Origin of the sequence: Thiocystis violascens DSM 198 (assembly GCF_000227745.2) — a bacterium.
GTDB classification, from domain to species: domain Bacteria; phylum Pseudomonadota; class Gammaproteobacteria; order Chromatiales; family Chromatiaceae; genus Chromatium; species Chromatium violascens.
Map to the genome: position 1 here is coordinate 3,787,916 of NC_018012.1, position 13,037 is coordinate 3,800,952.

Consider the following 13,037-nt stretch of genomic DNA (forward strand, 5'->3'; position numbering starts at 1 on the left):
ACCGCCTTCTCACGCGCGCGCATTCGGGGCATCGTCGCTGGCATGAAATTGCTCGATGGACTCGCTGACCTCCAGCCAGGCGTCCTCGGTCGCTTCCAGATCCGCGCTGATTTGGCGCTGCTCGGCCAGCAGGGCCAGCAGTCGCGCCTTGCTCTCGGGCGCGTAGAGATCGGATGCCGCAAGCGCCTGATCCAGGGTCGCGCGGCGCGCGTTGAGCGTCGCGAGCCGCTGTTCCAACTGCTTTTCGCGGTTGCGCAGCGGCTGCAATGCCTTGCGCGCCTCCGCCGACTGACGACGCTGCTGCTTGCGGTCGCCGCCGTCGCGGGCGCTGTCCGTCGCGTCCGCCGGTCGCGCGGCCGGATCGCGTCCCGCCAGCCAGGCCGGATAATCGTCCAGATCGCCGTCGAACAGGCGCACCCCGCCGCCATCTACCAGCATCAGGGTGTCGCTGGTCACCCGCAGCAGATGACGGTCGTGCGAGACCAGCACCAGCGCGCCCTCGAAGCCCTGCAACGCCTCGCTGAGCGCGTGGCGCATCTCCAGATCCAGATGATTGGTCGGTTCGTCGAGCAGCAGCAGATTGGGCTTCTGACGGATGATCATGGCCAGCACCAGACGCGCCTTTTCGCCGCCCGAGAGTGGCGCGATCGGATCGAGCGCGCGGTCGCCGGCGAAACCGAAACCGCCCAGATAGTTGCGCAAGGTCTGTTCGGTGGCGTTCGGATCGAGTCGGCGCAGATGACCGAGCGGGGTGCCGTGGCGGTCGAGTTGATCCAGTTGATGCTGGGCGAAATAGCCCACGCGCAGATCCTGCGCACGCTCGCACTGGCCCGACAACAGCGCCAGCTCGCCGGCCAGCACCTTGATCAGCGTCGATTTACCCGCGCCGTTGCGTCCCAGCAGGCCGATGCGGTCGCCCGGTTCCAGACTGAATCCGACACTCTGGAGGACGGGCTTCGCGCCATAGCCGGCCGTCGCTTTGTCCATCCGCAGCAGCGGACGGGGCAGATTCCCGGCCGGCTCGAAACCGAAACGGAAGGGCGAGTCGATATGCGCCGGGGCGATCAGCTCCATGCGCTCCAGCGCCTTCACCCGACTCTGCGCCTGACGCGCCTTGGTCGCCTTGGCGCGGAAGCGTTCGACAAAGCTGTGCATGTGGGCGATTTCGCGTTGCTGACGGACATAAGCCGACTGCTGCTGGGCGAGCCGCTCGGCGCGTTGGCGCTCGAAGGCCGAATAATTGCCCGCGTAGAGCGTGAGTCGCCGATGTTCCAGGTGCAGGATGTGGCTGCCGACCGCGTCCAGAAAATCGCGGTCATGCGAGATCAGCATCAGGGTGCCCGGATAGCTCTTGAGCCAGCCTTCGAGCCAGATCACGGCGTCCAGATCCAGATGGTTGGTCGGCTCGTCGAGCAGCAGCAGATCCGAGCGGCACATCAGCGTGCGCGCCAGCGCGAGACGCATCCGCCAGCCGCCCGAGTAGCTGTTGACCGGGCGGCGCTCGTCGCCCGGCGCGAAGCCCAGGCCATGCAGCAGACGCGCGGCGCGGCTTTCGGCGTCGTAACCGCCGATGGATTCCAGCCGGCCCAGCAGTTCGCCGTGACGCAGTCCGTCGCCGGCGGCATCGGCGGCGGTCAACTCGCTCTCGATCTGGCGCAGCTCGCGGTCGCCATCCAGCACGAACTCGATGGCCGCGCGCTCGGTGTCCGGGGTGTGCTGGGCGACATGCGCGACCTCCCAGTCGGCCGGGATCGAAAACCCGCCCGCGTCCGCGTGCAGATCGCCCAGCAGTAGGGCGAAGAGGCTCGATTTCCCGCAGCCGTTGGCGCCCACCAGACCCACCTTCTGGCCGGGATAGATGGCGATCGACGCCTCTTCCAGCAGGAGGTTGGGGCCACGGCGGAAACTCAGGTCTTTCAGTTGAAGCATGATCGTCGCGGCAAGGAGAGTGAGGGAGATGTCAACGCGATGCCCTGCGCGATGACGGAAAACGGGGTGCGGTGAAGCTCAATCCAAGCGTCGACGCGGCATAAGTTGTTGCATGCATGCCACCAAAATAGGATTTTGTGACCGCCATTCTAGCAGATGGAAGGGATTTCCCTCATCAAATTGTTGCGCGGCTTGCCTAAAGTGTCGCTAAAAAGAGAATGCGAATGGCGCGATGGCGTCATGTCGCGGATGGCCTATCGGTCGGCGCTACCGGGTTCAGGAGTGCGGCTGTCCTCGATCGAGACGACGATAGCCGATAGCTTCGCTCAGGTGCGTGGAATCGATGGCGTTCGCCTGCTGAAGATCGGCGATGGTCCGGGCGACCTTCAGGATCCGATGGTAGGCCCGCGCCGAGAGTGCAAGGCGGGTCAGCGCTTGCTCCATGAGTCGCCGCCCGGCCTCGTCGAGCGCGCAGTCGCGATCGATCTCGCTCGGTGCCAGCGCGTTGTTCGGCTTGCCGGCGCGGGTCTGCTGGAGGACGCGGGCGGCGGCGACCCGCGCGCGTACCAGCGCCGTGGTTTCGGCGTCCGCGGGACGCGGTCCGCCCAGCCGCGAGACATCGAGCCGGGGCACCTCGACGTGCATGTCGATACGGTCGAGCAGGGGGCCGGAGATACGTCCGCGATAGCGCCCGATCTGCTCGATGGTACAGCGGCAGCGCCCGCTGCTGTCGCCCAGATAGCCGCAGGGGCAGGGATTCATGGCCGCCAGCAACTGGAAGCGCGCCGGAAAGCGCGCCTGGCGCGCCGCCCTGGAGATATCGATATAACCCGACTCCAGGGGCTCGCGCAGCACCTCCAGCACCTTGCGATCGTATTCCGGCAGTTCGTCGAGAAAGAGCACGCCCTGATGGGCCAGCGAAATCTCGCCCGGCCGGGGATTGCTGCCCCCGCCGACCAGCGCGACCCCGGACGCGGTATGGTGCGGCGACCGAAAGGGCCGTTCGCGCCAGCGGCTCGGGTCGAAGCGATCCCGGTCGCTAACCGAGCGGATCGCCGCCGTCTCCAGCGCCTCGGCCTCGGTCATGGGCGGCAGCAGACCCGGCAGCCGGTTGGCCAGCATCGACTTGCCCGTGCCGGGCGGGCCGATCAACAGCAGGCTATGCCCCCCCGCGGCGGCAATCTCCAATGCTCGCTTGGCGTGCTCCTGGCCGCGCACCTCGGCCAGTTCGGGATAGGCGGGATCGTTGTCATGGCCGGAATCCTCGCCCGACACGAAGGCGGACAGCAGGCTGGTGCCATTCAGATGTTCGCAGACCTCCATCAGATGACCCGCCGGTCGCAGCGACAGACCGCTGACCAGCGCCGCCTCGGCGGCATTCTCGCGCGGCAGGATGAGTTCGCGGCCCGCGTCGCGCGCCGCGACCGCCGCTGGCAGCACCCCATTGACCGGCCGCAGCGCGCCGGACAGGGCCAGTTCGCCGATGAACTCATAGCGATCGAGCGCCTTGGCGGCCACCTGACCCGAGGCGCCCAGGATGCCGAGCGCGATCGGCAGATCGAAGCGACCGCCTTCCTTGGGCAAATCCGCGGGCGCCAGATTGATGGTGACGTGCCCGTCGGGAAAGCGGAAACGCCCGTTGAGCAGGGCGCCGCGCACCCGATCCTTGCTCTCTTTCACCGCCAGTTCCGGCAGACCGACCATCGAGAGCGAGGGCAGACCGCCGGACAGATGGACCTCGACCGTCACCGCCGGGGCATGGATGCCGACGCGGGCGCGGCTGTACAGGATGCAGAGCGCCAAGTCCCTGGCCGCGCGCTCAGTCCGCTTGCGGTCGGCCGACCGCGAGCGCCTGCTCCAGCGTCTTCACCTGCGTCTCCAGCGCGATCAGTTTTTCGCGTGTCCGCGCCAGGACCGCCGACTGCACGTCGAACTCCTCGCGCGTCACCAGATCCAGTCGGGACAGTCCCGATTCCAGGGAAGCCCGGAGGTTGCGATTGATGTCTTCCTGCAACACCTGGAGACCCTTCGGCATGGCCGAGGAGAGACGCTGGAACAGGTCGTCGAATTGTTTCGGATCCAACATTGGGAGTTACCTCTGCGCGGGGGTCGGTCGCGACCCATGACCAATCGAGCGTGGCCCGCCTATTGGAAGACAGGCGGCCGGGGGAGAATGCTGGCGAACATTATAGGGGCGGTGCGTTTGCGCGTCTGCGTCGAAAGCCGCTCTATTTTGGTGCGTTCGAGTGTCTTGTCGAAAAGCGTTGTTTTGTCTTGGTGCAATCTTTGTTGCGAATATGGCACGCAAGATCGAAAAACGTCTTGTTTTTACCGCAATCATGGAATGGCATGTACCGTGCATAAACTGGACACTACGTCATTGTGCGGCATTCCGGCCTTCTTCCAGGCGTCGGCCCGGTCCGCCCTATCTTCTAACAGATGCCTGGATCCTATTGAGGTACAACCCAATGAAACCAACACACATCGGTACCGCACTGGCCGTTGGAACCCTCGTCATGAGCGCGGGTGCTTTTCAGGCCGCCATGGCCGAGGATCCCCACTCGATCAGCGCCAACATCGGCGTGGTCAGCAACTACATATGGCGCGGACAGACCCAGACCGATAATCAGCCGGCGGTTCAGGGCGGGCTGGATTATGCGCACCAGAGCGGTTTTTATGCCGGTACCTGGCTGTCGAACGTGGACTTTGGCGAGGGTAACGAGACCAATTACGAACTCGACCTCTACACCGGCTTTGGTGGCTCGATCAACGACGACTTCAGCTACGATCTCAACCTCATCTATTACGCCTATCCGGACGGCCGCGACAGCGACTTTTCCGAGCTTGGTGCCAGCGCAACCTATAAATGGCTGACCGCGGGCATCGCCTATACGTTTTATGGTCAGGCCGACGATGCGCCTGGGGTGGCCAATACCGAGGCCAACTATATCCAGGGCGACCTCTACTATCACGCCGCGCTGGACTTCGATCTGCCCTACGAACTGGGGCTGAATCTGCACGGCGGTTACTACGATTTCCGCTACAACGACGGCGGCAACGATTACGGTCACTGGGGCGCCTCCATCAGCCGCGAGGCCGGCGATTTCGGTACCTTCAGCTTCAACTACGATCAAATCGGCCGCGACACCTACGACGAGGATCCGAAGTTGTGGATCGGCTGGAACAAAGAATTCTGATCTCGGCAACGTTCGCGACGTCAACCCCACGGCTCGGGGCGTGATCGCCCCGGTCTTCAACAGGAGCTAAAACGCCATGAAAATGGTTGCAGCCGTCATTAAACCCTTCAAGCTCGACGATGTCCGCGAGGCGCTGGGAGACATCGGCGTCTCCGGCATCACCGTCATCGAAGTCAAGGGCTTCGGACGCCAGAAAGGCCATACGGAACTCTATCGCGGTGCCGAATACGTCGTCGATTTCCTGCCGAAGATCAAGGTCGAGATCGCGGTCGACGACGACATGGTCGAGAAGGTGATCGAGGCGATCAGCAACGCCGCCCGCACCGGCAAGATCGGCGACGGCAAGATCTTCGTGTTCGAACTCAACCAGGTCATCCGCATCCGCACCGGCGAAACCGGGTCGGACGCATTGTGATCGCCGCCAAGGAGACCCTATCGATGTCTAAACTGGATCCCAAACGGCTTGCCACGCCGGCCCTGGCCGGCATCCTAACCCTGGCCCCAATGCTCGCGCTGGCTCAGGAAGAGGTTCCCGTCCTGAACAGCGGCGATACCGCCTGGATGCTGACCGCCACCGCGCTGGTGCTGTTCATGACCATTCCCGGCCTGGCCCTCTTCTACGGCGGCCTGGTGCGTTCCAAGAACGTGCTTTCGGTGCTGATGCAATGTTTTGCCATCACTGCGCTGATGACCGTGCTCTGGGTGATCTACGGTTACAGCCTGGCCTTCTCGACCGTCGGGATGGAACAGGGCGTGGTGAATTTCAACTCCTTCATCGGCGGCTTCGATAAGGTGTTGTTGGGCGGCGTGACCCGCGAGAGCCTGACGGCGGCGATCCCCGAAACGGTCTTCGCCACCTTCCAGATGACCTTTGCCATCATCACTCCGGCCCTGATCGTCGGTGCCTTTGCCGAACGCATGAAGTTCTCCGCCCTGCTGTGGTTCATGGGGATCTGGTTCACCATCGTCTATCTGCCGATCGCTCACATGGTGTGGAGCGGCGATGGCGGGCTGATGTGGGATTGGGGCGTGCTCGATTTCGCCGGCGGCACCGTGGTGCACATCAACGCCGGTGTCGCCGGTCTGGTCGCGGCGCTCGTGCTGGGCAAACGCAAAGGCTATCCGACCACCGCCATGCCGCCGCATAACCTGGGCTATACCGTCATCGGCGCCTCCATGCTGTGGGTCGGCTGGTTCGGCTTCAACGCCGGCAGCGCGGTCGCGGCCAACGAGAGCGCCGGCATGGCCATGCTGGTCACCCAGATCGCCACCGCCACCGCGGCATTGGCCTGGATGTTCTCGGAGTGGGTCAACCACGGCAAGGCCAGCGTGCTCGGTATCGCCACCGGCGCCGTTGCAGGTCTGGTCGCCATCACACCCGCCTCCGGGACTGCCGGTCCGCTCGGTGCCCTGGCGATCGGCGCGGCTTCTGGCGTCATCTGCTTCCTGGCCTCGACCAAGCTCAAGCGGGCGCTGGGCTACGACGACTCGCTCGATGTCTTCGGCGTGCATGCCGTCGGCGGCATCGTCGGCGCGCTGCTGACCGGCATCTTTGCCGCCGCGAGCCTGGGCGGCGCCGGTCTGGCCGAGGGCGTGACCATCGCCGGTCAGCTCTGGATCCAGACCAAGGGCGTTCTGGTGACCCTGGTCTATACGGCGGTTTTGAGCTATATCATCCTCAAGCTGGTCGATCTGACCATCGGTCTGCGGGTGAACGAGGAGCAGGAAACCGAGGGGCTCGACCTCTCGCAGCACGACGAACGCGGTTACATTCTCTGAGCCGTGCGCGGCGGTCGCAGGGATGCGACCGCGACCTGGATCTTTTCTCTACCCGCCACGGAGCTGGCTCCCGCTGACGCGACGCTCCGATTCCCGCCGGCAAGGAACTTGCCGGCATCTCGAAGGGGTCGGAGACTGTCGATTTTCTCTGCTGTTGTGACTTGATTTCGGGGCCTGATGGCCCCTTTTTTTTCTCCGAATCAGTCTCGCGTCTCGGCAATCGCCGCGAGCCCGCGCCGAACGAACTCCGGTTGAGCCAAGGCCGCGCGGTGAATCCCCGCGTTGTAATACTCGGTTTCAAAGGGTTTGCATTCCGCATCCGCGACCCGGAAATCGGCCAGCGTTACCGCCTTGCCGGCCAGGGTCGCGCTCCACCAGCCCGAGGGGTAGATCGGCTGAGGGAACGACAGGGTTTGGGTGTCGGCGAAGCCGGCGGCGCGCATCGCACCATGCATCTCCTGCAGGATGCGCAGGTGATACAGGGGCGATTCGCTCTGTTGCACCAGGATCCCATGGGTATCGAGCGCGCGCAGGCACTCGGCGTAGAAGTCCTGGCTGAAGAGTCCCAGGGCCGGGCCGACCGGGTCGGTGCTGTCGACGATGATGAGATCCAGGCTACCGGTGGGGGCTTCCCGGATCCAGCGGATGCCGTCCTCGAACAACAGTTGGGCGCGCGGGTCATGGTTCGCGGCGGTGAGTTCGGGGAAATAGCGCTCGGCGAGCCGGGTGACCCCTTCGTCGATATCGATCTGCACCGCCGACTCGACCCCCGGATGTTTCAGCACCTCGCGCAGGGTGCCGCAGTCGCCGCCGCCGATGATACAGACCCGCCGGGGCGCCGGATGGGTGAAGAGCGCCGGGTGGGACATCATCTCGTGATAGAGAAAATTATCGCGGCTCGACAGCATGGTGCAGCCGTCGATCACCATCAGATTGCCGAAACCCTCGGTGGCGTAGATCTCGATGAACTGAAAGGGCGTCTGCTCCTCGTGGAGCTTCTCGCGGATCTTCAGGGAGAAGGCGCTACCGTCGTCCGCGGCAACTTCCGAGAACCAGTGAGTGGGGTCGAGCATGGCGGGCATCCAGTGGAAAAGAAGGATCGCCATTATGAGGAATCGGACGGAAGGCTCACAAGCGATCCGACGCGATCATTCCAGGCTGTCGTCCCACGGCCATTCAGTCAAGCCGTTCGTGGTGAGTTTATCAAGCCGTTCGTGGTGAGTTTATCGAACCGTTCGTGGTGAGTTTATCGAACCGTTCGTGGTGAGTTTATCGAACCATGAACGGCTTGACTGAATGGCAGTGAGCTGTGAGGGGACGGGCCTAGACTGCGGGCATGCCTTGCAGCGAATAGCCACGCAGATTGCGGGAAAAGCGTTCCAGCGCCTCGATACCGCTGGTCTCGGCCTGCTGACACCAGTCCCCCAGAGCGGCCAGCAGCGCCTCCTGAGACGACGCCTGACGATCCCAGACCTCCTGGAGACGCTCCCGGAACCGATAGACGATGGCTAGGGTCCGATGCCGCGCCAGCAGTTGTTCCAGACGCTCCCTGGCACCAGCGTCGAGCCGCTTCCCCTCCTTGACCAGCAAACGCTGGGCGCTTCGAACCAGATGTCGGCAATGCTCCGCGTCACGGCACAAGGCGTCCCGCGAAACCGGCCGCATGACCTCTTTGCCATAGCGGGCAAACACATGCATCCGGCTCACGATGACGGCGCGCAGGGTCTCCATATCCAGTTGATGCTTCCCCGCGATGACCCGCGGCTGGGGCGCGATCCGGCGGATGTGGGCCAGACGCAGGGCGCTGAGGATCCGGATATACAGCCAGCCGATGTCGAATTCCCACCACTGCGAGGAAAGACGCGCCGAACTCGGATAGGCGTGATGGTTGTTGTGCAGTTCCTCGCCGCCGATCAGGATGCCCCAGGGGAGGAAATTGGTCGAGGCATCCGGCGACTCGTAGCTGCGATAGCCGTAATAATGCCCGACGCCATTGACGACACCGGCGGCCCAGACCGGAATCCACAGCATCTGCACCGCCCACACCACCGGACCATAAAGGCCGAACAACGCCAGATCGAGGATCAGCATCAGACCCAACCCATGCCAGCGGAAGCGGCTGTAGACCTGGCGTTCCAGCCAGTCGTTGGGGACGCCCTGCCCATAGCGCTCCACCGTTGGCCGATCGGCGGCGGCCTCGGCGTAGAGTTCGGCCCCCTCGGTCAAGACCTTGCGCAGCCCCAGCACCCGCGGGCTATGCGGATCCTCGGCGGTTTCGCATTTGGCGTGATGACGGCGATGCACCGCCACCCATTCGCGGGTCACCATGCCGGTGGTCAGCCACAGCCAGAATCGAAAAAAATGCGCCACGATGGGATGCAGATCGAGTGCGCGATGGGCCTGCGCCCGGTGCAGATAAATGGTCACGCCAGCGATGGTGATGTGCGTCAGAACGAGGGTGAAAAGCACTGCCTGCCAGAGGCTGACATCGAGAATGCCGTAGAGAGTCATCGAAATTCCTATGGAGAAAAAGGGATGCTCGGGTAAATTTACCCAGCCATCTATAGACCCATTCCGACCGGAATGGTTTGGACCGTTCGTCGTCTGATCGCGAATGGCCGGCCAAATTCAATCGAGCGGCATCAACAGGAGCTGACCCACAACATTGCCATCGACCGGTCCGTTCCAGGGCCAGGGATGACTGTCTCCCGCCAGCCAGTCATCGAGCTGATCGGTCCGATAGGGCGAAAAGCGGTGTCCCGATTGACCGAGCGGGAGAGTGCCGCGGGTCTGCGTCCAGTCCGCCGGGGTCGCGACCATGCGCATGGAGGGCGCGAACAGGGCCTGCTCGGGCTTCAGCGGCGTGGCCTTCATGACATCAACGGTATCCGTGCCGCCGCCCACTCCGATGGGACCGACGCTGAACCAGGGTCCGAGGACGGGCAGCTTGTCGAAGGCGTGCGGAAAGGTCAGGGTGCGGATGCGCTCCAGAGGCGCCTGGCCCGAGACTCCGGAGCGGGCCTTTAGGTCCGCCGTTGCCGCCAGGATCGCCCGCGCCCAGATCTCGGCCGGGGTTTCGACCCTGGGTGTCCTGATATCGTCCCAGAAGCTGGATTGACCGGAGCGCAACGTCTCCTGCAGGGGGTTGTAGGCGACCATGGCCATCTCCATCAGCGCGGCCAGATCCTCGCCCAGTTCATCTCCGTAGAGCGCCTCGAACAGCGCCGGTTCCAGCAGGATGAACAAGGCCGCCGAAGGACTGTCGCCATCCATGACGCCATTCCAGTCGAGCAGCGAGTCGCTGGCGATCTCCCAAGCACGCGCGTCGACCGCGCGCAGTTCCATCTCGATGCGACGCAGCGACTGTTGCATCAGACGCGCCTGAAGACTCGCGCGATCGCGCTGGATGTCGGCCATGGACGCGGGCGTCAGCGGCGGCGACCCAGCGAGCAGTTCGGCGATTCGCTGGGCGCGGTAGGGCGCCATCCAGGCGCGGCTGACCGCGACCGGATAATCCGCCGGAATGGTGCGATTGTTGGCGGTGATCAAGGCGCCGCCACTGGGATCGGTCTGGGCGGGGTTAAGACGTTGCGGGACGAATCCCCGCCAGGCGTACTCCGGCAGCCAACCCGGCGAAGGAAAGGCGCCGGAACCCTTGCCACGCTTCGGCAGCAAGCCCGTGACCTGCCAGGCAATCCCACCGTCTCGGTGGGCCAGCATCAGATTCAACGCGACTTGGCGGAATCCGGTCGAGGCCTCGCGCGCCTCGCTCAGGGTGCGGGATCGGGCGAGCCGGTGGATGGCCGCGAAGCTCAGATCCGGCAGATCGTTGTTCTGTCGCAGCGCCAGCAGATCGGCGGTGTCCAGGCCGGGCAGATCCATGGGACTGTCGGTCGCGTCGCCCAGGATTCCGTTGACGATGACCCCGTGCGAGGTGCGACGAACCGCCAGCTCGACCGGTTCCGCGTCCTTGACGGGAATGCGCTCGATGCGGGATAGGATCGGCTCCGGGTCGCTTCCCGCGCGCTCCACCCGACCATCCGGCGTGGCGCGTTCGACAAAGAGATCCTGCGTGTCGGCGATCGCACTCGTGAAACCCCAGGCGAGGTGCTCGTTGTGGCCGATCAGAACCAAGGGCACGCCCGGCAGGGTCACGCCCGACAGATGCAGCTCGGGAGCGATCAACTCCAACTCATACCAGATCCCCGGCATGGACGGGGCCAGATGGGGATCGTTGGCGAGCATGGCCGCCCCGGTCGCGGTGCGCGAGCCGGTCACGCCCCAGGCGTTGCTAGCGGCGCCGGGGATCGGCAGACCGAAGCGCGCCGGCAACTGGAAAGCCGCATCCAGCGAAGGCTCTTCCGTCAGGTCCATCCGCGACGGGCGATTCGCGGACAGATAGCGGACCAGCTCCGGCGCCACCTCGGGGGCCGGAATCCCCTCGTCGGTCGGGAACAATTCGCGCGCCCGCGCGGAACCGATCCGCGCCGCCAGACGCAGAAAGGTCAGCTCGGCGCGCAGGTTGAACGACTGGGTCCAGGCCATGTAACCGCCGATGACCAGGCTGTCTTCCGGCTCCCAGGGGGCGGGCGCGAAACCGGCGATCCGATACTCCAGCGGCAACCGCGCGCGCGCTTCGTCCCGATAGGCATTCACCCCGGCCGCATAGGCCGCGAGCAAGTCGCGGTCGGACGCATCCAGGCTTTCCAGCGTCCGCCGGGCCTCGTGGGCGAGTCCGACGGTCCGAAAAAAGCGATCCGCCGGGAGCGCGTCCGCGCCAAACACCTCGGCCAGACGACCGCCGGCCAGTCGGCGTAGCGTATCCATCTGCCACAGACGTTCGGAGGCGACGATATAGCCCTGGGCGAACAGCAGATCCCGGAGAGTGTCCGCCGCGATGGTCGGCACCGCGTGCGGCCCGAAGCCGACGCGCACCGGGCTCGTCAAGCCGGGCAGGGCCAGTGTGCCGCTGTAAACTGGCTCGGCACGCCTGGCAAGCCAGTACAGACTCGCGGCGCCGGTCACGGCAAGGATCAGCAGGATGGACAAGACCCGGAGGAGGACGCGGCGCGACATTGACGTTTGAACCCTTGATTGGTGAACCGGAATAGCGATTTTTTCGGATCGGCCCTATCTTCTCACGATTGCCAACTCTCCAAGGAGGCCCCGCGATGCCGAATCAACCCGATACCGAGTCCGTCAAACGCTATCTGATGGCGTTGCAGGACCGAATCCGCGATGCCCTGCGCGACACCGATGGCGGCGCGGGCTTCCGGGAGGATGCCTGGGAGCGTCCGGATGGCGGTGGCGGTCGTACCCGCGTGATGCGCGACGGCATGGTTTTCGAGCAGTGCGGGCTCAATTTCTCGCATGTCTTCGGCGAACGGCTCCCGCCGTCCGCCAGCGCCCGCCGGCCCGAGCTGGCCGGGCGCCGCTTCGAGGCCATGGGCGTCTCGTTGGTTGCGCACCCCTGGAATCCCTATGTCCCCACGTCGCATCTCAACGTGCGCTTTTTCATCGCCGAAAAAGCCGGGGCGGAGCCGGTCTGGTGGTTCGGCGGCGGCTTCGATCTCACGCCCTACTATGGCTTCGATGAGGACGTCGTGCACTGGCACCGCAACGCGCGTGCGCTTTGCGAGCCCTTTGGCGAGGATCTCTATGCGCGCCTGAAACGCGGCTGCGACGAATATTTTTTCCTGAAGCACCGCAACGAACCGCGTGGCGTCGGCGGGCTTTTTTTCGATGACTTCGATCAGGGCGGGTTCGACCGCAGTTTCGCCTTCCTGCGCGCGATTGGCGATGGCTACCTGCCGGGCTATCTCCCCATCGTGCAGCGCCGCTGGGCCAAAACCTATGGCGAGCGCGAACGCGCCTTTCAGAAATACCGGCGCGGACGCTATGTCGAGTTCAATCTGCTCTATGACCGCGGAACCTTCTTCGGGCTCCAGTCGGGCGGGCGCACCGAATCCATCCTCGTCTCCATGCCGCCCGAGGTCAGTTGGCGTTATGATTTTCGGCCCGAGCCCGGTAGCCCCGAGGAAGATCTATACGAACGCTTTCTGGTGCCGCGGGAGTGGCTGGACCAAGACAGCGAATCCATGCCGTCCATTTAGCGTGTTCGCGGCTCCTCCC

The 13,037-nt window shown here is 64.5% G+C and carries 10 protein-coding genes; 4 read left to right on the forward strand and 6 right to left on the reverse strand.

All coding sequences use genetic code 11. The annotated features are described in order from the left end of the window. Nucleotides 1–9 precede the first annotated feature (9 nt). The 3 genes from THIVI_RS16800 to ubiK form a co-directional block, all read right to left on the reverse strand. On the reverse strand, nt 10–1,929 hold the full coding sequence (locus THIVI_RS16800; RefSeq protein WP_014779736.1) for an ATP-binding cassette domain-containing protein: 1,920 nt from the start codon (nt 1,927–1,929) through the stop codon (nt 10–12). Between the two features lie 276 nt (nt 1,930–2,205). Beyond that, the gene (locus tag THIVI_RS16805) at nt 2,206–3,732 is read right to left on the reverse strand and encodes a YifB family Mg chelatase-like AAA ATPase (protein WP_014779737.1); all 1,527 of its coding nucleotides are present in this window, start codon (nt 3,730–3,732) and stop codon (nt 2,206–2,208) included. A gap of 16 nt (nt 3,733–3,748) precedes the next feature. Further along, nucleotides 3,749–4,015, reverse strand: a complete 267-nt coding sequence (gene ubiK, locus THIVI_RS16810; protein ID WP_014779738.1) for a ubiquinone biosynthesis accessory factor UbiK — start codon at nt 4,013–4,015, stop codon at nt 3,749–3,751. Between the two features lie 382 nt (nt 4,016–4,397). On the opposite strand from ubiK, the gene THIVI_RS16815 reads away from it, so the two are divergent. The 3 genes from THIVI_RS16815 (at nt 4,398) to THIVI_RS16825 (ending at nt 6,905) form a co-directional block, all read left to right on the forward strand. Further along, a complete protein-coding gene (locus THIVI_RS16815) occupies nt 4,398–5,126 on the forward strand; it encodes a TorF family putative porin (protein WP_014779739.1) in 729 nt (242 codons plus the stop codon). Nucleotides 5,127–5,202: 76 nt separating this feature from the next. After that, complete coding sequence (glnK, locus tag THIVI_RS16820) at nt 5,203–5,541, forward strand: P-II family nitrogen regulator (RefSeq protein WP_014779740.1); 339 nt, start codon at nt 5,203–5,205, stop codon at nt 5,539–5,541. Between the two features lie 23 nt (nt 5,542–5,564). Continuing rightward, a complete protein-coding gene (locus THIVI_RS16825) occupies nt 5,565–6,905 on the forward strand; it encodes an ammonium transporter (RefSeq protein WP_014779741.1) in 1,341 nt (446 codons plus the stop codon). 200 nt (nt 6,906–7,105) lie between these two features. On the opposite strand, the gene speE is transcribed toward THIVI_RS16825, so the two are convergent. From speE to THIVI_RS16840, 3 genes are all read right to left on the reverse strand, one after another. Next, a complete protein-coding gene (gene speE / locus THIVI_RS16830; RefSeq protein WP_014779742.1) occupies nt 7,106–7,978 on the reverse strand; it encodes a polyamine aminopropyltransferase in 873 nt (290 codons plus the stop codon). Between the two features lie 250 nt (nt 7,979–8,228). Further along, the gene (locus tag THIVI_RS16835) at nt 8,229–9,416 is read right to left on the reverse strand and encodes a DesA family fatty acid desaturase (RefSeq protein ID WP_014779743.1); all 1,188 of its coding nucleotides are present in this window, start codon (nt 9,414–9,416) and stop codon (nt 8,229–8,231) included. A 117-nt stretch (nt 9,417–9,533) separates the two neighbouring features. Continuing rightward, nucleotides 9,534–11,981 carry a penicillin acylase family protein gene (locus tag THIVI_RS16840; RefSeq protein ID WP_014779744.1) on the reverse strand — a complete coding sequence of 816 codons (2,448 nt, stop codon included), beginning with the start codon at nt 11,979–11,981 and terminating at the stop codon, nt 9,534–9,536. Nucleotides 11,982–12,076: 95 nt separating this feature from the next. On the opposite strand from THIVI_RS16840, the gene hemF reads away from it, so the two are divergent. Next, nucleotides 12,077–13,018: an oxygen-dependent coproporphyrinogen oxidase gene (gene hemF, locus THIVI_RS16845; protein ID WP_014779745.1), complete on the forward strand. Its 942-nt coding sequence runs from the start codon at nt 12,077–12,079 to the stop codon at nt 13,016–13,018. The last annotated feature ends 19 nt before the right edge of the window (nt 13,019–13,037 follow it).